General features: G+C 38.5%; 23 protein-coding genes and 1 pseudogene. 21 read left to right on the forward strand and 3 right to left on the reverse strand.

The genetic code is table 11. From position 1 onward, the window contains the following. Window positions 1–343 precede the first annotated feature (343 nt). Window positions 344–1,375, reverse strand: a complete 1,032-nt coding sequence (locus BW961_RS04530) for a CobW family GTP-binding protein (RefSeq protein WP_068581256.1) — start codon at window positions 1,373–1,375, stop codon at window positions 344–346. Window positions 1,376–1,691: 316 nt separating this feature from the next. Between BW961_RS04530 and BW961_RS04535 the strand changes: the two genes are divergently transcribed. The 6 genes from BW961_RS04535 (at window position 1,692) to BW961_RS04560 (ending at window position 7,061) form a co-directional block, all read left to right on the forward strand. Then, window positions 1,692–2,399 carry a metal ABC transporter ATP-binding protein gene (locus BW961_RS04535; protein WP_068581259.1) on the forward strand — a complete coding sequence of 236 codons (708 nt, stop codon included), beginning with the start codon at window positions 1,692–1,694 and terminating at the stop codon, window positions 2,397–2,399. Next, window positions 2,345–3,256 (forward strand): metal ABC transporter permease, encoded by a 912-nt coding sequence (locus tag BW961_RS04540; protein ID WP_068581261.1) that lies wholly within the window; start codon window positions 2,345–2,347, stop codon window positions 3,254–3,256. Before BW961_RS04535 ends, BW961_RS04540 begins: the two co-directional genes overlap by 55 nt. Before the next feature lie 46 nt (window positions 3,257–3,302). Beyond that, complete coding sequence (locus BW961_RS04545) at window positions 3,303–4,301, forward strand: metal ABC transporter substrate-binding protein (RefSeq protein ID WP_068581265.1); 999 nt, start codon at window positions 3,303–3,305, stop codon at window positions 4,299–4,301. A 307-nt stretch (window positions 4,302–4,608) separates the two neighbouring features. Further along, window positions 4,609–5,634 (forward strand): permease, encoded by a 1,026-nt coding sequence (locus BW961_RS04550; RefSeq protein WP_068581268.1) that lies wholly within the window; start codon window positions 4,609–4,611, stop codon window positions 5,632–5,634. 27 nt (window positions 5,635–5,661) lie between these two features. Continuing rightward, on the forward strand, window positions 5,662–6,570 hold the full coding sequence (locus BW961_RS04555) for a TIGR03943 family putative permease subunit (protein WP_068581271.1): 909 nt from the start codon (window positions 5,662–5,664) through the stop codon (window positions 6,568–6,570). 35 nt (window positions 6,571–6,605) lie between these two features. Then, on the forward strand, window positions 6,606–7,061 hold the full coding sequence (locus BW961_RS04560) for a Fur family transcriptional regulator (protein ID WP_068581273.1): 456 nt from the start codon (window positions 6,606–6,608) through the stop codon (window positions 7,059–7,061). 269 nt (window positions 7,062–7,330) lie between these two features. Here the strand turns inward: BW961_RS04560 and BW961_RS04565 are convergent, their stop codons facing one another. Continuing rightward, the gene (locus BW961_RS04565; protein WP_068581276.1) at window positions 7,331–8,074 is read right to left on the reverse strand and encodes a spermidine synthase; all 744 of its coding nucleotides are present in this window, start codon (window positions 8,072–8,074) and stop codon (window positions 7,331–7,333) included. A gap of 186 nt (window positions 8,075–8,260) precedes the next feature. On the opposite strand from BW961_RS04565, the gene BW961_RS04570 reads away from it, so the two are divergent. From BW961_RS04570 to BW961_RS04605, 8 genes are all read left to right on the forward strand, one after another. Beyond that, complete coding sequence (locus BW961_RS04570) at window positions 8,261–9,247, forward strand: alpha/beta fold hydrolase (protein ID WP_082867360.1); 987 nt, start codon at window positions 8,261–8,263, stop codon at window positions 9,245–9,247. Window positions 9,248–9,266: 19 nt separating this feature from the next. Next, window positions 9,267–10,445 carry a stalk domain-containing protein gene (locus BW961_RS04575; RefSeq protein ID WP_068581279.1) on the forward strand — a complete coding sequence of 393 codons (1,179 nt, stop codon included), beginning with the start codon at window positions 9,267–9,269 and terminating at the stop codon, window positions 10,443–10,445. Window positions 10,446–10,648: 203 nt separating this feature from the next. Further along, complete coding sequence (locus BW961_RS04580) at window positions 10,649–11,236, forward strand: bifunctional transcriptional activator/DNA repair enzyme AdaA (protein WP_244555869.1); 588 nt, start codon at window positions 10,649–10,651, stop codon at window positions 11,234–11,236. Window positions 11,237–11,255: 19 nt separating this feature from the next. Then, window positions 11,256–11,777: a methylated-DNA--[protein]-cysteine S-methyltransferase gene (locus tag BW961_RS04585; protein ID WP_244555870.1), complete on the forward strand. Its 522-nt coding sequence runs from the start codon at window positions 11,256–11,258 to the stop codon at window positions 11,775–11,777. Further along, window positions 11,774–12,583 carry an SPL family radical SAM protein gene (locus BW961_RS04590; RefSeq protein WP_068581285.1) on the forward strand — a complete coding sequence of 270 codons (810 nt, stop codon included), beginning with the start codon at window positions 11,774–11,776 and terminating at the stop codon, window positions 12,581–12,583. The genes BW961_RS04585 and BW961_RS04590 overlap by 4 nt, the downstream gene beginning before the upstream one ends. 28 nt (window positions 12,584–12,611) lie before the next feature. Further along, window positions 12,612–13,091, forward strand: coding sequence for a Cys-tRNA(Pro) deacylase (ybaK, locus tag BW961_RS04595; RefSeq protein ID WP_068581289.1), 480 nt, complete (start codon window positions 12,612–12,614; stop codon window positions 13,089–13,091). 26 nt (window positions 13,092–13,117) lie between these two features. Beyond that, a complete protein-coding gene (locus tag BW961_RS04600; protein ID WP_068581292.1) occupies window positions 13,118–13,735 on the forward strand; it encodes a DNA-3-methyladenine glycosylase family protein in 618 nt (205 codons plus the stop codon). Between the two features lie 87 nt (window positions 13,736–13,822). Continuing rightward, the gene (locus tag BW961_RS04605; RefSeq protein WP_068581295.1) at window positions 13,823–14,506 is read left to right on the forward strand and encodes a DNA alkylation repair protein; all 684 of its coding nucleotides are present in this window, start codon (window positions 13,823–13,825) and stop codon (window positions 14,504–14,506) included. Window positions 14,507–14,560: 54 nt separating this feature from the next. Here BW961_RS04605 and BW961_RS04610 read toward each other — a convergent pair whose 3' ends face one another. Beyond that, complete coding sequence (locus BW961_RS04610; protein WP_082867362.1) at window positions 14,561–15,007, reverse strand: MarR family winged helix-turn-helix transcriptional regulator; 447 nt, start codon at window positions 15,005–15,007, stop codon at window positions 14,561–14,563. 274 nt (window positions 15,008–15,281) lie between these two features. On the opposite strand from BW961_RS04610, the gene BW961_RS04615 reads away from it, so the two are divergent. The 7 genes and pseudogenes from BW961_RS04615 (at window position 15,282) to BW961_RS30320 (ending at window position 21,290) form a co-directional block, all read left to right on the forward strand. After that, a complete protein-coding gene (locus BW961_RS04615) occupies window positions 15,282–16,724 on the forward strand; it encodes a DHA2 family efflux MFS transporter permease subunit (RefSeq protein ID WP_068581300.1) in 1,443 nt (480 codons plus the stop codon). Window positions 16,725–16,767: 43 nt separating this feature from the next. Continuing rightward, entirely contained in the window at window positions 16,768–17,124 is a 357-nt protein-coding gene (locus tag BW961_RS04620) for a DoxX family protein (RefSeq protein ID WP_068581303.1), read from the forward strand. Between the two features lie 169 nt (window positions 17,125–17,293). After that, window positions 17,294–17,713, forward strand: coding sequence for a MarR family winged helix-turn-helix transcriptional regulator (locus BW961_RS04625; RefSeq protein ID WP_068581306.1), 420 nt, complete (start codon window positions 17,294–17,296; stop codon window positions 17,711–17,713). 75 nt (window positions 17,714–17,788) lie between these two features. Beyond that, window positions 17,789–19,267 (forward strand): DHA2 family efflux MFS transporter permease subunit, encoded by a 1,479-nt coding sequence (locus tag BW961_RS04630; protein WP_082867363.1) that lies wholly within the window; start codon window positions 17,789–17,791, stop codon window positions 19,265–19,267. A 213-nt stretch (window positions 19,268–19,480) separates the two neighbouring features. Beyond that, the gene (locus BW961_RS04635; RefSeq protein ID WP_068581309.1) at window positions 19,481–20,617 is read left to right on the forward strand and encodes a hypothetical protein; all 1,137 of its coding nucleotides are present in this window, start codon (window positions 19,481–19,483) and stop codon (window positions 20,615–20,617) included. A gap of 127 nt (window positions 20,618–20,744) precedes the next feature. Beyond that, window positions 20,745–21,101 (forward strand): annotated as a pseudogene (locus BW961_RS31855) (sigma factor); the annotation flags it as partial. 45 nt (window positions 21,102–21,146) lie between these two features. Then, window positions 21,147–21,290: a hypothetical protein gene (locus BW961_RS30320; RefSeq protein WP_156510100.1), complete on the forward strand. Its 144-nt coding sequence runs from the start codon at window positions 21,147–21,149 to the stop codon at window positions 21,288–21,290. The last annotated feature ends 21 nt before the right edge of the window (window positions 21,291–21,311 follow it).

Consider the following 21,311-nt stretch of genomic DNA (forward strand, 5'->3'; position numbering starts at 1 on the left):
TTCAGAAGATTTCTACAGGCAAATGAATTCTTGTACCAAGGGGTTAAAAGAGCCCTACGACAGCCCCATACTACCTATGTAGCTGAAGAAGCAACTTTAGGAGAATAACCGTTGGGCTTACCACGGTATATTGGAGACAATATTAGAATGTCATCAAAGAATCATACATCTAAATGTTATCGTACTAATGGCCAGGGATCGCCTTTTTTTAGCTCTACAGGTTCTACCTTAAAACGTGTATTCGAAAAATAATATACAATTGTAAAACAAGAAAAAATGGATATAGCATCAGTTGGCTGCTATATCCATTATTTACATTTGGGTCGAAGTAGATCCGTTAGTACTACGCAGTAGTCTTCTCTTTCTGTAAAGCACTCCACTCCGTTAATACACGATCGATATCTAATTCGATTCCAATAATCACGAAGTAGGCAGCACCTGAATAAGTAGAAGTTTCCCAATAGGTTCGTTTACCTGCATGCTGCATTAAGAATGTTTTATTTGAGTTAGATAAATGTAGATATCCCTTGGCTCGCAACAATTGTTTCTTCCAACGTTGCAGAAAGTGTTCGACATCTTCCTGTGTGACGGAAGTGGGGGATTGGATCGTAAGTGTGAGTGTCTGAACTCTAGTGAAGGAACGATATTCTTTATGATCTTGATTTTCCTTGAGTTTCGGGGTGGATTGAACTTGATTTAAGGGTTCAGTCTTAAAGCTGCGAAATCGTTGAATAGCAATGGGTGTTATATCCGAGTTCCTCGTGATTCCTAATAGTATAGGGGTGAGGTCCATAAGGCTATGTGAAGCAAAAGTAATCAAGGCACGTTCATTTTGCTTAAGGATCACCTTCTGAATTTTCTGAAGATGGGGTGCTTGTACAAGATCCGTTTTATTGACAATAATATGATCGGCCACTTCTAACTGCCGTCTTAGAGTCTGAACAAGTTGTTTGTCAGACGAAAAAATACTGTTATAATCTAGCGCATTCTCAGCATCCAATACCGTGACGATCTGTTTCAGAGCTACCTGCCTGATGAGTCCTGGTTCGGTTATGGCGTCGGCAATCTCTTCAGGGTTGGCTACGCCTGTTAATTCAATAAGAATCACATCAGGTTTGCGATCTAATAGCAATTTCAGACTGAGGATGAGTTCGCTTTTCTTACTACAACAAACACATCCATCTAATAGTTTCTCAAGAGAAGCACCACCAAGCTCGTCCACGATGAAGCCATCAACGTCTTTTTTTCCTAATTCATTCATCAAGATACCAGGTTGTAACTGACGTGATTGGATTTCTTGAAGTAACCGAAGAAGTAAAGTTGTTTTGCCACTACCTAGAAAACCACTGATGATAATAACGGGAATTCTTCTCAAATGGTATACCCTCCAAACGTTTATGATTTATCTAATACATATTCACTCGGTATAAATAAATACCCTTTATAAGTAATTTTTACGAAATAAGAGTATGATTGGACATTATTTTGTTAGTGAAATATGGTTGACATCAAAAAAGTTAACTGATAAGATACGTTAAACGTAATGATTACTAATAAAATAGGAAAGGGACTTTTTTATTTGTTTCTTTATCGTAATTATTACATATAAAATGAAATGCTGTAACTGAATTCTATCATTAGTTCTTAATTATTATAGAATTCGGCAAGCGGTTAGAAAGGAAAGTTATTTCATGTTGCTAGCATCTTTAGAACAAGTTGTATTTGGGTATAGTGATGTTCCCTGTCTGGAAGATGTGAATATTCATATTTACTCTGGAGAGTTTGTTGCAGTCACAGGTCCAAATGGTGCTGCCAAAACAACATTACTTAAGTTAGCGCTTGGTTTACTTCAACCGTGGGAAGGGAATGTTCATCTTGCCCCACACAATGCTGATGGAAATAAACTTGTAGTTGGTTATGTCCCACAGCACATTGCCGCTTTCAACGTAGGATTCCCTAGCACGATCTTGGAGTTCGTTCGCTCTGGAAGATATGTCAGAGGATCTTGGTTACGTAGGATGAGTAAGATAGATCATGATTGGACAGAGAAGGCACTTCGACAAGTGGGTATGTGGGAATTAAGACATCGTAAGATCGGGGAGTTATCAGGAGGACAAAAACAACGCATCTGCATCGCTAGAGCGTTAGCTCAAGAGTCGGATGTGCTCATTCTCGATGAACCCACCACAGGAATGGATCAAGAGAGCCGATTTGGATTTTATGAATTAATGCAGCATCAAGTTAAGGAACGTGGAAAAACAGTCGTCATGGTAACCCATGGACTCTCGGAAGTGAAAGATCATTTGGACCGGATCATTGAGCTTGAGCGGAAGGATGATGGCGGATGGAAATGTTGCACTATGACTTCATGCAGCGGGCATTTTGTGCCGGTGGGTTAATTGCATTGATCGCGTCTGCACTTGGCGTATATCTCATGCTTAGACGCCAAGCCTTAATGGCGGATATGCTATCACATGTATCATTAGCAGGCGTTGCAGCAGGTGCTTATCTGAGCATCAATCCTACGTTAACCGGTTTTGTGGTAGCGGTTGTCGGTGCGGTGGCTGTGGAATATGTCAGAAAATCGTATAGAACTTATAGTGAAATTTCTATTGCTATTATTATGATTGGTGGCTTATCAACTGCTGTTGTACTTATGAGTCTTAATCAAGGTGTTAGTAAGAGCTTTACTTCCTATTTATTCGGTTCTGTAGTTGCTGTGAATAAGACAGAACTATGGTTAATGATCTTCGTGTCCGTTATCGGTGGAGCGTTCTTGTTCCTCTTTCGTCGTCCTTTATATCAGATTACCTTTGATGAAGACACAGCTAAGACAGGAGGTTTAGCTGTGAACTGGATTTCATTAGCATTCAGTGTACTCACAGGCATGATTGTTGCAGCAGCTATGCCCATTGTCGGAGTACTCTTAGTGTCTTCATTAATTGTTCTTCCTGCAGCGTTAGCCATCCGTATTGCACCAAGTTTTAATGCTGCAATTGTTATATCGATGGGCATTGGATTAGCTGGGGTATTTTCAGGGCTTAGCGCGTCTTATGAATTGAGTACTCCACCAGGAGGTACGATTGCACTTGTACTTTTGTTTATTTTAGTGACAGGAATCAGTGTAAAGAAGGTCGTGTTGAAGTATGGCACAAAGCGTTTTAGGAAAGGGAACGAATTAAAGGAGTTAAGAGATAGTCCAATGCCGCGATTCTCAAAAGATGGATTGTCAACGAAGTCCGACAGTGCTGGATAATTGCTAGATCAACACAAAAAACGCATTATAAAGGGGATAATAAACGATGAATTCATGGTTTAAGAAATCTTTCGTATTTATGGCAGCATCAGCATTGCTTATAACAGGTTGTGGAAAAAATAATGCAGCAACAAATAATGAAGTGAAGAATGCTACAACACCAGAGTCAGCTATTCAAACGGAGCAAAAATTAAAAGTTGTAACTTCATTCTATCCGATGTATGAATTCAGTAAGCAGGTAGGTGGTGAGCATGCTGATGTAGTGGCTCTAGTTCCGGTAGGGACGGAACCTCATGATTGGGAGCCAAGTGCGAAAGATATGGCGTTAATATCGGATGCAGATATATTCGTATATAACGGAATTGTTGAGGAGTGGGCAGAAAAGGCTATAGCAAGCGCATCGAATGAAAAACGTGTTGTTGTTGAGGCAAGTCATGGAATTGATCTGATGGAAGGAGAAGCTCATGAACACGATGAAGATGAAGTTCAAAGTGAAGAGGTCCATACAGATGAAGAACATAGTTTAGATCCGCATGTATGGTTAAGCCCTGTTCTTGCTCAGAAGGAAGTAACCTCTATACTTGAAGCTTATGTGAAGGCAGATCCTGAGCATGAAGCGGATTACAAGAAAAATGCGGATACTTATATAACGAAACTTCAAGAATTGGATAAGGCTTATAAATCGGGATTAAAAGATGTTAAGAAAAAAGAGTTCGTTACGCAACATGCAGCATTTGGATACCTAGCTAAAGAGTATGGTATAACTCAAGTAGCGATCGCGGGTCTTTCCCCTGATCAAGAACCAGCTCCTGATAAAATGGTAGATATCGTGAAATTTGCTAAAGAACATTATGTAACTACTATATTTTTTGAAACATTAGTAGATCATAAAGTAGCGGAAACAGTCGCAAAAGAGATTGGCGCTAAAACAGACGTCCTCAACCCAATCGAAGGATTAACCGAAGAAGAGAGCAATAATCATATGGATTATATTTCGGTAATGAAAAAGAATCTTGAAGGTTTGATTAAGGCATTGAGCGAGTAGTTGCTGGGATCTATTAAAGATTAAATTATTTAAAATAGAAGTCAAGGGATAGTTGAAGTGCACCTCATAGTATTGACATTGGAAAGCCCTTGGTAAATCCGATGTAAATCTAGGGGTGTATTTTTAATTTCTGCTTATAAGAACTAAAAGTATAACCACGATATGAGATATCACAGGATGGCGCCAAAAACTGTAATAAATACGATGAATAGATACTATACATAAGTAAAAGTAGAGAGATTTATAGATTTATAATTGTAATTATTACTGTTAATATAAAAAACATTCTGATTTAGGAGGAGAAAATATGCGTTCTGTGAAATCACTTGGGTTATTACACATGACCTTGTTATTTATTTTAGGTTTTATCGTGATGGCTTGGAGCATGGGGGGGTTCTCCCTAATAAGACTACCTGAAAGTGTTGCAATACAGTCTTTTAAAACAATGTTTATAAGTATCGTGTTGGAGGCTGTTCCATTTATTCTGATTGGTGTAATTGTATCTTCAATCATGCAAATATTCGTCTCAGAGAAGTGGATTCAGAAGTTCGTTCCCCGAAATCCATTACTAGGGATTCTGTTTGCTTGTATACTAGGTGTCATATTTCCAGTATGTGAGTGTGGGCTGATACCTATAATGAGACGATTGATATCCAAGGGAATGCCATTATATGTTGCTGTTGTATCCATTCTTGTAGGGCCTATTGTCAATCCTGTCGTATACGTAGCAACTTACACAGCTTTTAGATCTAGACCCGAAATGCTATATGCTCGAATGGGACTAGCTATTGCTGTAGGGACTGTTATTGGATTGATTGTGTATTTCTTTGTACATAAGAATCAATTACGTCATAGTAAAGTAACATTATATAATGGGTCAGATCGTGAAATGACGGAACACGAAGAACAACATCGTAGGGGTAATAAAATACTTGCTGTTTTTGAACATTCGGGAAGTGAATTTTTTGAAATGGGTAAGTATCTGATGTTGGGTTCTGTGATCACGGCGGCCATTCAGACGTTTGTGCCAAGAGCTGATCTAGTTGATATAGGGCAAGGACCGGTTATATCGCACTTCTTTATGATGGGATTTGCGTATGTTCTCTCCATTTGTTCCACATCTGATGCGTTTGTTGCTGCCTCATTCGTTAATAGTTTCTCTATGGGATCATTATTAACCTTTCTGGTCTTTGGAGCAATGCTTGATTTTAAAAGTACACTTATGCTCCTGTCTGTATTCAAAACAAGATTCGTACTTTTATTAAGTGGTCTAGTGATATCTGTCGTATTGATCGGGTCAATGATAGTGGAACGATTGTATTTAGGAAATTAATAATAGAAATAGGAGGGACAAACCTATATGGAACAAGAACGCTCAAATACGCCTCATTATTGGATACGTGCAATCATTCTGCTTGGTTATACATTGTATATTACTCAATTAGTTAGTTCAGGAAATATAATATATTACATAGCTCCAAGGATGACACCCTATGTGAAATACGCCTCAATTCTATTATTTGGTATGGCTATGGTTCAAGTGTTCTTAGCGCTACAGTCTAACAGAGAAGATAATGATGAAATTTGTGATTGCGAGCCTATACCTGAACGATCGTTAATAATTAATATAGGAATCTATTCTTTATTTACAGTTCCCTTACTAATGGGATTCCTAATGCCTGATACGGTCATGGGAAGCAGTGTAGCATCGATGAAAGGAATGAATCTAGGAGCCGATGCTTCCATCTCACAGAATTTAGTTAAAGTAACAACCAACACTACGAGCGTTGTAAATGAAGATGATGATGCTCTTAAGGAAAAGTTTCCTGCGGATCCATATACAGAGGATTATGCACTTTTAGCTATGAAATTGTATATAAAAGAGATGATTAGGATCGAAGAAGAAGGGTTTATGGAGTTGTTGACTAGCATTGATATCTACATAGACAACTTTATAGGGAAGAAGATAACATTGAAGGGATTTGTATATCATGAAGATGATATGTTGCCGAATCAATTCGTTATATCCAGACTTGCGATGCAGTGCTGTTCAGCAGATACGGCTCCATATGGTATAATGGTGGAGTCGGACATCGCTAACAACTTCGCAGAGGACACTTGGGTTGAAGTTACGGGAGTCATTGGAAAAACATTGTATAATAACAATACTATAATGAAGATTGATGCGGATACCATCGTGACAACAACAGCATCAGATAACCCGTATATCTACCCTTACTTTGAGGATTTCGTGAATTTGGGTAATTAACTCATAACCGTACAGGTCGGAAAGGAACGATGTGCATGACAGTACATGAGGAAAGTAAGTCGTCGAGAGTTCAGCAAATGATCCATATCATGACTACAAGTGGCTGGCGTATTACAGAACAACGAAGAAAACTTGCGGAAATATTTACAGATGCGAATGGCTATTTATCTCCAAAAGAGGTATATGATCAGATGACGATCCCTTATCCGAGTGTTAGCTTCGATACGGTGTATCGGAATTTACGTTTGTTGAGTGAAATGGGTGCTTTAGAACAATATTATTCTATGGATGGCGGGTTGAAATTTAAATCAAGCTGTTCAACGCATCATCACCATCATTTAATATGTCTGAATTGTGAGAAAACACTTACGTTCGATTATTGCCCAATGCAGCAATCGTTAAATTTACCAGGTTCATTTAAGGTTGTTAATCATCGATTTGAAGTGTATGGTCTATGCGAAGAATGCCAAGCAGAATCGATCACACAATGAATTCATAGTAAAAAATAGGTAGAGTCATCATAATCATGGTAATATCCCCTGAAGGTAGACAGTGAAAAAAGAGTTCATGATATTATGGGCTTAACACTGTTGATCAGGTTTTTTTTTAGTGCGGAACTCTAATATTTCCAAAATGATCCTTAAGAGCGCTGTAGTATCCAGAAAAGCATGCTTGAGGCGTGAGGCGTGTCATAAATCACTTCTATCCGTAGGCTGATAATTCAGCAATCGCTTGTACTACAGCTGAATATGGTCTTCTTTCATACTTTATCCCAGATGATATGTCCCTCATCGAGGTTGATCTCATTGAAACCTGCCATATTACGTGCTTGATAACCTATAGGCTTGTGACTACCCATGATAATAACATTTTGGGTATCAGTGACACCTTCTGCGGGCAGACGAAAGGACTTTGTATAGTTGTAGCTTTCTTGTAGCGTTGTGTGGATAGCATTAATGAGCTTGTCATTGTCCGACCTTCCGAAGACATTCATAATGATAGAACCATGGGGATGAAGTTTGTCTGTGGTTATTTGGAAGAACTCTTTAGATATTAACTGCGATGGCGTTCCCTTTTCGGTGAAGGCATCTAAAATAATATAATCATAGGTATCTGGTGCTTCACTCTCCAAGATAGCGCGTCCATCCCCAATCAGTACATCCTCCTTACTGTATCCAAAGTATTGCTTACTAAGCTCTACAACCTTCTTATCAAGCTCAGCTACCGTAAATCGTTTATCTGAGTAATAGCTCGCAATGGTACCAATTCCGTGACCGATGAGAAATACGTCTTTGAATGATGGATCATTAAAGTCCATAAGATGGATGATAGCTCTCGGATATTCAAACAAGACACGCTCAGGATGATCTAAATCCATCGCACCTTGTATGGCCTCGTTTAAGAATTGAAGCACTCGAAAATTCCCTTTCTCACCATACAACTCGTTAGTATCATAGACAGTAATTTCATGATTATCGCTTAATTCTTTAAATAGTAACTGCAAGTCGTCGATCTCCTTTAAGAATAAGTGTGGTGATGATTCTCGAGAATAGATTTGGTTGAGTCAACGATAAATCAACAAAGGATTTCATGCAAGTGATCAGATGTTAATGAATTCATATTATGGGTGGTGATAGTGGGATGTTCTGTTATATGATTGATTAAATTCCATAAAAAGGAGGTGTTATGCGTGTTTACTCGTAGAACCCCTATCATCGAGAATGCACCCAATCAAATCGCATCACTTGAGAAACAACTCATAGGCGGCGTAGAACAATGGCTACTTATAAGGGGACATGATCGTAATAATCCGATACTTCTTTGGATACATGGTGGGCCAGGGGGCGCACAGATCGGCTTTGGTCGTCAATATAGTTCAGACTTAGAAAAGGACTTCGTTGTAGTGAACTGGGACCAACGTGGAGCTGGTTTATCCTATGCTAAGACCATTTCGAAAAATTCGATGACGATTGATCGGATGGTAGATGATTTAATCGAAATCGTTCAAGGCCTATGTCGTCGATTCCATCAACAAAAGATATATCTGCTTGGCCATTCTTGGGGGACAATCCTCGCACTCTTTGCCGTTAAGCGCCATCCTGAACTCTTTCATGGTTACTTTGCTATATCCCAAGTTGTGAATATGCGGGAGAACGAACGAATATCTTATGAATTTGCCTTACGTAGTGCCAAGGATACGAGTAACACCAAAGCTTTCTCTCAACTTTCGGAGCTCGGCCCTCCACCATGGAACAAGCTTAGTCATGATCATGTACATAATAAATGGTTGCAGAAATTTGGAGGGGGGATTTTTCATGATGGCAACGTGATGAATCTCCTGATCAAGCCCCTTATGAGAGGTAGCGAATATCGTTTCTTTGATATTATTAAATGGACGCGAGGACAATTGTTCTCTATGAACGCATTACAGAAAGAATTGCTAGAACTAGATTTGCTCAATGAAGTTGAAGAGATTAAGGTACCTATCGCATTCTGTTGTGGAAGATATGATTATACAGCACCAAGCGAACTGGCAGAAGGGCTATACAAGGCGATACAAGCACCCGATAAGCGTTGGGTATGGTTCGAGAATTCGGCACATTCACCAATAATCGAAGAACAAGACCTATTTGTGCAATCTATCCGGAACACAGTTAGTGAGTGGCAATCCTATTAAGCAGAAGGAGGAAATGTTAATGAACAACGCTGTGAAAATTCGTAAATTGATTCAATCTACACTATTACTCCTTTTATGTATCGTCTTTGTATCACAACAAAGCATCGTCTATGCTGACTCACCTATCACCTCTACTGCTATTTATCAAGCATACTCTGACGTAAAGATGGTCACAGAGTCCAAGAACAACGGATTAACTGAGAAAGTTGCAAATTTCTTATCATCGAAAGATTCACCATTAGATGAGAGAGCAGCAGTTATTAATGCATTATATTCGGATCAAAGCTGGTCGGAAAGAAACTATACAGACACGTATGCGAATCAAGTATATGGAATGACTTTCGAATCGTTAGATATAGGATCACTTAGGGCAGATGAGGTATTTGTTCTTGGATATATGACGGTCTTGGATCACTATATGACCCCTGATTTAAATTGGTTATCTCAAGCTAGGAAAGATCTGCCCGATAGTATGACAGTTGCACTTCTTTATACGCTCGCCCTTTCTCAACAAGATATGATGTGCAGTTGGAATTATACAAAACAAATTCTCTCTGATAAAAATTTGCATATGGACATTAGGCAAGACGCACTCGACATTATCGTTAAGTACATGGAGCTGTACAAGGGTAGCCCATGTCAAAACAAAGGTCAGGAGTCAATATTGAGTGATTCTATAGTGAATGATGTCACTCGGAGTGCTGTCGTGCTTTCGGTTGGACACCCCGAAGTGCTTGTCAAAGGAACAAAAACAACGATAGATTATGCTGACGCTAAGATCACCCCGTATGTCAAGGGAGGTACAACGATGGTTCCATTACGTTTCATATCAAGTACGTTTGGTGCCCAAGTTAACTATGATCAAGATAAAGTTACTATTCAATATCGTGATCAAAAGATTGTATTTAATGTAAATAAATCTACGATTTCAATCAATGGAATGAAAGAATTAATGAATACAACGATCGAGCAGAAAAATGACCGCACTTTTGTGCCACTCAGAGTTATTATGGAAGTATTCAAAAAGAACGTTTATTATAATCAGGGATTAATTATTATTGCGGATACAATCGTATTAGATTCTCAGAATAAGCAAGATAAGCAAGATAAGCAAGATAAGCAAGATAAGCAAGATAAGCAAGTGACGGATAAAATTAAGCTTGAATTACTGTCTAACAGCAAGGATACAAAGAAATAATGATTTTACATTTTACATCGTGAACTCATATGAACGCATCGGTAGAATTCCCCGCTAACCTTAATTGGATGGTGGGGTATTCTTTTTGTTTGGATTAGGTAAAATAGAAGCTCGAATCAATTTCGTTATCTTGCTCTTATATTCTCAAATCCGTACATACGATCATGAATGTGGTTATAATGTTGACAGTGGAGGTGGGAACAATGATGATACAAAAGAACGGGCGCAATACGCATTGCGAATCGATTTCCGAGGAACAATGGCAAGCCATTATCACGAATAATTCATCCTACGATGGTCAGTTTTTTTACGCTGTGAAGACGACAGGTATCTTTTGCAGACCGTCCTGTAAATCAAGACCTCCTAGAATAGAGAATGTCCGAACATTTCAGACCGTAACCCACGCGTTAACTGAAAACTTCCTTCCGTGTAAACGATGTAAACCTACGGGTCAACGCTTGCCCGATCACGAATGGGTATCTACCGTAACTGATTATATAGATCGAAATTACATGGAAGCATTAACGCTAGAGAACCTCGCGGAGATCTGTCATGGGAGTCCTTATCATTTACATCGCACGTTCAAACGGATTAAAGAAATGACACCTGTTGAATATATTCAGATCATTAGAATGAATAAGGCTAAGGAATATTTAATTGAAACAGACAAATCGATTTCGGACATTGGACAACAAATTGGTATACGAAATATACCGTATTTCATAACTCTTTTTAAAAAAATGACTGGCTTCACGCCATTAACTTATCGTCAATCGAATACTAAACAGTAGCATGTGGAGGTGCAATACAGTGAAAAAGAAATCTAGTGAAACGATCTATTGGACGTTATTGTCTCATGAAGACTGGCGTATTTATATTGCATCAACAGCATCAGGTCTTTGTTATGTGGGTTCGCAAGATAAACCTTTTGAAGAATTGGAAGATTGGGTGAGACGAAAGTTCCCAGCAAGTGAATTGATTCAAGATGATGAGAAGCTGCAAGCCTATGCGACAGAACTCATCGAATACTTCGAAGGTAATCGTCAAAGTTTTACCGTGTCATTTGATTTCCAGGGTACGCCGTTTCAACTAGCCGTGTGGAATGCACTCTGTGAAATACCCTATGGACAGACGAAGTCTTATTCAGATATCGCAAATGTGATCCTAAAGCCAGCTGCCGTACGTGCGGTCGGTACTGCTATTGGAGCCAATCCCGTCTTAGTTACGGTACCGTGTCATCGAGTCATTGGAAAGAATGGATCACTCACAGGCTATCGGGGTGGGTTAGATATGAAGACTAGGCTTTTGCAACTAGAACGGAGTCAGTTATGACAACAGAGTATCTCCCCAAGACCCTTCTTAATAAAGGCACCGGCTTTCTTTCAGGGTACAGTCATTCCTTGAATCCTTATACAGGCTGTACTTTTGGTTGCTCATATTGCTATGTGCGTCAAATGCCAGTATCCACGTTTCGTGAAGGGGAATGGGGGAAATGGGTAGATATCAAGCAAGGTGCAGCTGATATATTTCGTAAAGAGCTCAAACGAGCTAAAATAAAAGGTGACGTATCAATCTTCATGTCATCGAGTACAGATCCTTATCAGCCTATTGAACATACCGAAATGGTGACTCGTTCACTGTTAGAGGTCATGGTAGAAGACCCACCAGCATTTCTATTTGTTCAGACACGGAGTCCTCTTGTAAGAAGAGACATAGATTTGTTATTACTTCTTCAAGATCGAGTTCGAGTAAGTATGACCATTGAAACAGACCGTGAGGATATACGTAAATATTTCTCACCCAATGCCCCACCGATTCAAGCTAGGTTAGAGACACTTCGATTGTTGAAAGTGGCAGGTGTCCCAACACAAGCAACGATAGCTCCTATGTTACCGAGTAGCGAAGGGTTTGCGGATTTGCTAAGACCACTTGTCGATCGTATTTGCATCGATGATTATTTTATGGGAGACGGTAGCGGGGGCAAGCGGACTCGTAATTTAAAAATAGATGCGATGTATAAGGCACTAGGTTTGGAAGAATGGTACCATCCATCGGCATATAAGATGTTATATAATCGATTTATAGAGGTTTTCCCTGAAGAACAGATATTTATTAGTCAACTAGGGTTTGAACCTTAATCTCTAATAGAAATGAAGGTATGTATATATGAGTAAGACAAATGCAATGAGAATGCTTGATAAGAATAGAATAACGTACGAAATCCACGAGTATGACAACGAAGATGGACAAATTCATGGTACGGCAGTGGCAGACAAAATCAATAAACCAGCAGAAACTGTATTCAAAACATTAGTAACACATAGTAAGCAGAATGTGTTTGTATTTGTTATACCGGTAGCTGAAGAATTGGATTTGAAGAAGGCGGCTAAAGCAGCTGGGGAGAAAAAAATTGAAATGTTACCCATGAAAGAATTGCAAAAGTGGACAGGATATATCCGCGGTGGGTGTTCTCCTGTAGGTATGAAGAAGTTATTTCCAACTTTTATTGATCAGAGTGCAGCACATCTAGAGAAAATGTTGGTGAGTGCCGGTAAAGTAGGATTACAAATGGAATTGACCCCTCAGCATATGAAGTACATCGTATCTGCAGCATTTATTGATCTGACAATCGATGACCACGCATAGTTGGACGGAAACTGGAGGAGAGGTTATTGCAAAACATCCCAACAAAGTATTTTGAATATGGCATTGAAGAAATTGCATATTTGAAAAGTGTTGACCCTACCTTAGGAGCAGCGATGATAAGGTTAGGCAAGGTCGAGCGTGTCATCATACCTGATTTGTTCACTGCGCTCTTATATGCCATTGTAGGGCAACTTATTTCCGTGAAGGCAGTTCATACGATTTGGACAAGAATGCAGGATCAATTGGGAGAGATAACTTCGCATAATATAGCGATGCAATCCCCCGATGATATTCAGGCATGTGGCATGACTATGAAAAAGGCTGTGTGCATTCAACACATTGCTCATACGATTGAACAAGGTGCCTTTGATCTAGATGAACTGCATAGTCTCACAGATACCGAAGTTATTCGGAGATTAATTGCGCTAAATGGCGTAGGCAAATGGACGGCTGAAATGCTTCTTATTAACTCGATGGAACGACGTGATGTCGTGAGTTGGGGAGATATTGCTATTCGGCGTGGCATGATGAAATTGTATGGTTTAAGTGAAATTACAAAAACACAGTTCGACCAATACCGTCTCAAATATTCACCACTAGGTTCGATTGCGTCCATATATCTTTGGACCATTTCGTTTGAATAGCATCCATGAGGCATACACTATAGAATTGAATCTAAGGATGCAGCAATAGATGGTTGTGAAATTTAGCAGCGATAAGGAGTGCTTCAAGTGGAGACGACAATCAGGGAACAATTAGTAAAGCTAGTAGATAAGGAATATCAGAAATTCAGTTCTGCTCTTATTCCAAATATCAATAATATCATAGGTATACGTCTTCCGGAGCTTCGGAAGTTGGCCAAAAATATCGCTAAAGGCGATTGGCGTTCCTATCTGGAACATACTGAATGTGAGTACTTTGAGGAAATCATGTTGCAAGGTATGGTCATTGGTTATGCAAAGGCAGATATTGAAGAAATACTGCCATATGTCGCTGCTTTTGTCCCAAGGATTGACAATTGGTCGGTATGCGATAGCTTCTGTATAGGGTTGAAATTCACTAAATCGAACATGAAGCAAGTATGGGAGTTTTTACAGCCTTATTTATCCTCTGATAAAGAATATGAAATAAGATTTGGTGTCGTGATGTTGCTAAATTTCTATATCGAAGAAGAATACATAGAACAGGTTTTACTACGATTAGATAACATCGAACACGAGGGGTATTATGTAAAAATGGCTGTCGCATGGGCAATATCCATTTGTTATATAAAGCTACCCGAATCCACGATAATCTACTTAGCAAGTAATTCACTAGACGATTTCACATACAATAAAGCTCTACAAAAGATTACAGAGTCATTCCGAGTGGATCAGGATGCTAAACAGATCATGCGTAGTATGAAACGAAAATAAAACCGATCTTCTACATTAAGTAGAAATCGGTTTTTCTTTTTGTTTTCACAAATTCTATTTCATTTCATTTAAATAACCTTCAGCATTTAAGGACATTTTATTAAGCAATTTCATGGCAAATGCTTGTTCATCTGCAGATAAATCTTTCGTTGTAATATTGGACCATCCGGACAGAATTGATGTTAGTGTTGATTTGAAGGCGTGTGCTTTATCCGTCAGATATAATTTCTTTATTCGTTTATCTACACTAAAGGTTTTCCTCTCGACATATCCTTCTTTCTCTAATTTTGCAATCGCTCTAGCAGCGGTACCCTTGTCCATTTTTAATATATGAGCTAATTCATCTTGAGATAATCCTTCATTGTCATATAACACAGCGAGGAATTGATATTGACCTGCACCTAGATTGTAATCTTTCAATTGTTCATTCATATAAACATTTCCGTATCTATGTAGTAATGAAATCCAACGACCAATGGATTCTGTTTTAGTTATGTTCATGTACATTCCCCTTTCAGAGGTTCATTCCTAATTCTTATTATCCTATTGTAATCTATCTTTCCACAGATAAACAAATGAATTAATGACTTGATTCATAAAGAATCATCATGTATTATTAGTTGCGTACACAACTAACAATAATTAAATGTTATTAATTTCTTTATTAATAGGTTATATATTAGTTGTGTATGCAATTATATAGTTAATACGAGATGTCCGGACACATTCTCTAACATGACTAATTACATTCATTCACAATTTAAAGGACAGCGAGATGATGATCATAGAAACTGATATTAATAAAGCTAACCCACTTAATATGAGTAGTAAAGCGAGATTTTTAATGTTAGCCATACTAATTCTTGGCTCATTTTCAGCTCTGTTAAATCAGACCCTTTTAAATGTCGCTATTCCTGAGTTGAGTAAGGTCTTTGATTTAGAAGTGAGTACCATTCAGTGGTTAAGTACTGGATTTATCATGGTAAATGGTATAGTCATTCCGATTACGGCTTATCTCATAGGGAAATTCTCTACAAGACAATTATTTATAAGTGCGATTGGACTATTTACAATCGGTACGATTGTATGTGCGTCTGCACCAAGTTTTTCCTTTCTGTTAATAGGGCGATTACTTCAAGCCGCTGCTGCGGGTGTAATGATGCCACTTGTACAAACCGTCATTTTTAGTTTGTTTCCACCTGAGAAGAGAGGGAAAGCTATGGGTATGGTTGGTATTGCCATGACATGCGCTCCAGCCATTGGTCCCACCTTATCCGGATGGGTCTTACAGAACTACTCTTGGAGAGTGTTATTTTACATTGTCATTCCAATAGGGGTTTCAAACATCATTTTAGCTTACTTCTTCTTACGAAATGTGACGGAGAGAAGCAATCCGAAATTTGACACGTTAGGTGTGATTACATCGACAATCGGATTAGGATCATTATTATATGGATTCTCGACAGCTGGAAGTTTAGGTTGGGGTGCTACACAAGTCATCATAACGATCATTATAGGAATAGTGTTTATAAGCTTATTTATATGGCGAGAGTTAGTTGCTGAACAACCGATGCTTAACTTATCTGTCTTTAAGAATAAGCAGTTCTCCATCACGATTGCCATTGGTGCTTTTGTCGCACTTGCTATGTATAGTGTGGAACTCTTAACGCCTGTCTATATTCAGAACATCTTGGGTCAGTCTACATTTCAAACAGGCTTAATGTTATTACCTGGTGCAATTTTGATGGGAATCATGTCACCTATTACTGGCATCATTCTAGATCGTTACGGTATTCGCCCATTAGCGTTCACTGGAATGTCTATCCTTGTTGTAGCATCTTGGTTATATACTTCATTAAGTTTAGACTCTAGTCTATTGCATATATCCGTTTTGTATTCGTCTTTTATGCTGGGTATCTCATTTATCATGATGACAGTCATGACACATGGACTCAATCAACTACCTCGAACACTAAGCAGACATGGTGTAGCGGCGGCCAATACCGCACGTATGGTTTCAGGTTCTATAGGTACAGCATTATTAACTACCATTATGTCAACACAAACCAAGAACTATATACCTGAATTATCAAGCACATTATCCGAATCAGAAGGTTTGAAATTAGCAAGTATTATGGGAATGCAAGATGCGTTTCTAGTGACTTCTATACTGGCTGTTGTCGTATTCATAATAACGTTTTTTCTTAAAAAGAAGTAAGAGTACATGTTAATTTATTAGACATCAAAAGGGGTAATTTGAATTGAATATCGTAATGATCGTCATACAGTGTTTTTTTATATTTATGTTTCTTGTAGCAGGTACATCGAAGTTGCTAGGTAGCAAACAGCAAGTAGAGATTTTTAAAGAGATTAATTTACCTCAATGGCTTCGGATTGTGACGGGATTGGTTGAGGTACTTGGGGCTATTGCTTTGGTCATCGGATTCTTTGATGAGAAGTTTGTGGCGATAGGAGGGCTGATTATAGGATCGACCATGCTTGGGGCTACTGGGATTCACATGATCATTAAGGATGCATTCAAAAAAGTGTTACCTCCATTCATTTTTGCCTTACTGGCGCTATCATTATCATTAGAATGGATTCTACAAGTATTATAAAATGGATTGAACTGACCCAACTAAACTCACTATTTCGTCTACTACACGTAGAGAAATTAGTGGGTTTTTTAATACGCTTTCTTGATGAACACTTTGTGAAAAAGTTGACATATACTTAAAATTTGAGATATCATTAGCACACTAAGTGTTTATGGGAGGAGTACGGAAGATGATCGAAGAGGATATTCGCATGTTATTAGGTAAATTAAGCGCGAAGTCGAGAAAAAATTATTCAGATGCACTCTTGGATCTTCATATCCATGTTGGACAAGAACATGCACTTTATCATTTATGGATGGAAGATGGGCTTGCTCAATCACAATTAAGTGAGAGAATGGGTTGTGAACCACCAACATTAAGTAATATGTTAAAGAAATTAGTAGAATATGGTCTAGTTACTCGAATGCAGGATGTTAATGATGCTCGTATCAGTCGGGTCTATCTAACGGAAGAAGGTCGGGCACTTGAACAACCTTTACAGGAGATCTGGCATAAACATCAAGAAAAGCTACTCCATGGTATATACCCAGAGGAACTGCTCTTACTAAGACGACTTCTAAATCAAATGATCGATAATTTGAACGTTTGATTTTTTTAATATAATAGTTAGTATGCTAATGATTAAATTTACAATACCTAACAAAAGAGAGATGAGGATAGAAATATGTCGATCCAAAAAGCTGGCACGCCTAGAACAGGGCCTATATTAACCGTTCTGTTAATTGGTGCGATTGCCGCAATTCTAAATCAAACGGTACTTAATGTTGCATTACCTACATTATCGAAGGAGTTCGGTGTAGAAACATCAACATCACAATGGTTAATAACATTATATATGCTCGTAAGCGGTGTGTTCATCCCAGTTACAGCATTTCTAATGGCACGATTTACGACACGTCAGCTATTCTTTACATCCATGATTACGTTCTCAATCGGTACAATTATTTGCGGAGCTGCACCGAACTTTACGATGCTATTATTAGGTCGAGTTGTGCAAGCCATAGGAGCAGGTATTGTTATGCCTTTATTAATTAACGTCGTGTTTCGGCTCTTTCCAATAGAAAAGCGCGGGGCTGCGATGGGGATTGTCGGTGTAGCTATTATGTTTGCACCAGCAGTAGGTCCCACATTATCAGGACTATTGATCACACAATTGTCGTGGCGATATGTATTTTTTGCCGTATTACCATTTTCACTTGTCGCACTATTCGTTTCTTTCTTTATACTGAAAAATGTATCTGAACCGAAACAAGCGAAGCTTGATGTTCTAAGTGTCATTACATCCACATTTGGATTTGGTGGAATTTTATATGGGTTTGGCGTAGCTGGCAAACTAGGTTGGGGAAGCCTTCCAGTATTGAGCGCTATTGTGGTCGGGTTGATCTCACTTGCACTATTCGTTATACGCCAACTTAAGATAGAAGAACCGTTGATTGATCTAAGGATATTTAAATCATTAGAATACACATTATCGATAGTTATAAGTTTCTTCGTGAATGGTGTCATTTACTCAGCCATGATTCTGCTACCTACTTATTTACAAAGTAGTCGGGGGATGACTGCGCTAGAATCGGGGCTATTCCTCTTACCGGGTAGTATTGTCATGGCCATCATGTCACCGATTGCGGGTAGACTTTTTGATAAGCACGGTATGAAATGGATTGGGATTACCGGTGTGACTATTCTCGTTATCACGACCGCATTGTACACGAATCTTTCCTACACCACTGGAGTTGTATTGATGATCGTTATTTATATGGTACGTTCATTTGGTGTAACGTTCTTAACGATGCCACTCATGACTTCGGGATTAAATTCTTTACGCCCTACATTGCAAGGTCATGGTACAGCTATGCAGAACACACTTCAATCCATTTCCGGTGCGATAGGAACAGCTGTTATGACAACGATCATGGCAACACAAACAAAGCTGTTCATATCAACAGAAGTGGCGAAAGCCGGTCAAGTAGATCCAGCATCCCAACAATTCAAAGAGATTTCCGGGAACGGATTGGTGCATGGTATTAATATGTCATTCGTAACGGCTACTATATTCGCAGTTATTGGGCTTATCAGTATGATCGTATTGGCAGTTGCACTTGATAAGAGAAAGAAAAAGGTGAAAACAGCCGAAGCTATGTAACACTAATTCAGGGTACACAACAACAACTTCTGAACATGAGTTAGTTAGATGGGAACCGAGTATATAGAGGTCAACTACATTTAGTAGTTGGCCTCTATTTTTATTTGTTTGAAAATGTAAGAAGCACATTGTCTAATTTCATTTAATAGGTAATAATAATTAAGATATTATGTCATATTTTGTTTTTTTAATACCTTAGGAGGTAGAGACAGATTGGTTAATAAAGAACACTATATGGAGATTTGTTTAGATGCTAAGAACAATTATGAACAATATAAAATGGAGGCAGAGGCACTCGTTGTGAGAACGGAGTATGTTTCGGATAAACGTTATGATTTGACTCCTTATTGGTTCGAACGAAACCATGAAAAAATAGGACGAATATTAAAAAAGGAAACTGATACATTTTATGGATTTGATAAAGATGGAAAATTACGTGTTACTTACTGCGATGAACTCAACAATGGAATTGGCTACACAACGTATTCAGATAATCAAATTTTGACACGACTATATCGCGATGGCAGGATTGATTCAATCAAAGAAATAACATTTGAGGATGGTCGCCCCATACGAAGTGTCGAGTTCGTTACGCGTCACAACCTAGATATAAATGATGCTTGGCTTACAGACGAAGAATATATTTATGAGCAAGAACGTTTAGTTAAAGTGATTTGTCCAAAATACAGTGAGCCATCTCTTTCCTTGAGTTCAAGCAGACTTTATACATATTTGGAGTACAATGATAATGGTGATCTTTACAAAGTCCTAGATGGAAATCAAAGTATTCTTTATATTAATATTTCAAAAAAAGAAGCAGATGCATTACGTGCTGAAGTTAAGTTAGAACTGAGTGCTGAAATGGAAATCATCGTGAGAGATACAAGAAACAAAGTACAGGGGAAAAATGTGTGTTTTATTGCGATTTATTTACATGATGAGATTGATGGTATCTATGATCCAGTATTTCATCCCGGTCTTGAACAAGTTCGACTTGAACAAATTGAGCAGGAAAAGGATATATATACGATATGGGCTTCTGGCGAGCATCCGGTAAACTACCAGGTAGGGCTCAGCAATAAGGAATTACTTGAAAAGCTTCAGAAACTAACGATGTATTGGGCAATGAGAGGTAGCTGGTGGATTCAAGGGAAAAAACTGTGGCAAGAAGTTGCATATACAGTGAATCAGCAAGATCATTCAGAAAATTTATCCGTGACCTATGACTTTATATTCTTTGTGGATTGGGAAAGTTTTGATGTGAAAAAGGGTGGGCTTGCTAAAAGTGTTCCTGAAGAAAAATTGGAGATATTACGTGCTGGAGGATTGTTAAAGAAGCTTAAAGTCTAATGCCAGACGAAAACCTCATGCTAGTATTAGGTAAGATTTTAATATGAATATTAAGAGACATTTTATTATGGGGTGTCTCTTTTTTTGTGTGGGAGAGGATTCAAGTGATTAATTTTGGCAAAACCCTCTAGCATTTGATGCAGAACGAGGGAGTTTAAAGACTTATCTAGCGATTATCGCGAAGAACAAAGCCATTGATAGATTCCGCAAGCTTCAAAAAACATACATAGTACCATTTGAAGACAATATGAACCTCAAATCTGCGGATATTCTAAGCGGAGTTGTAAATCGTGAAGTAGTGAAAGGGTTAAATTACTCTATCCAGAGGTTATACAAATCGAAAATGTGGATTTCGTTTCAATTAAGGGGCAACAGATTCAATTGCAATAAAAGTCTAAGACAAGCCAACTACGATTCAAGTAGTTGGTTTGTTTCTTGCGTTGTCTTTTTATTTTGTCATAGTGGTGTAAAATGGCGGCTTTAAGATAGGAGTGTCCATCACGCGTTAGTTAATCCAGGAGGAGAGCCAATGCCCCACATATTGCTGTTTACCTTCTTCGTTCTAGTGCTGCTTCTGCTTTTCTTCGGATACTCAAAAGGTAAAGATATTACAAGTGAAAGTAAAATGTTTGAAATTGTTTCGGTAACAAGCGAAGTTTATAATATGAACTAAATTAGGAGGTGATGTACGTCC

Origin of the sequence: Paenibacillus macquariensis, assembly GCF_900156375.1 — a bacterium.
Taxonomy (GTDB): Bacteria; Bacillota; Bacilli; order Paenibacillales; family Paenibacillaceae; genus Paenibacillus_AQ; species Paenibacillus_AQ macquariensis.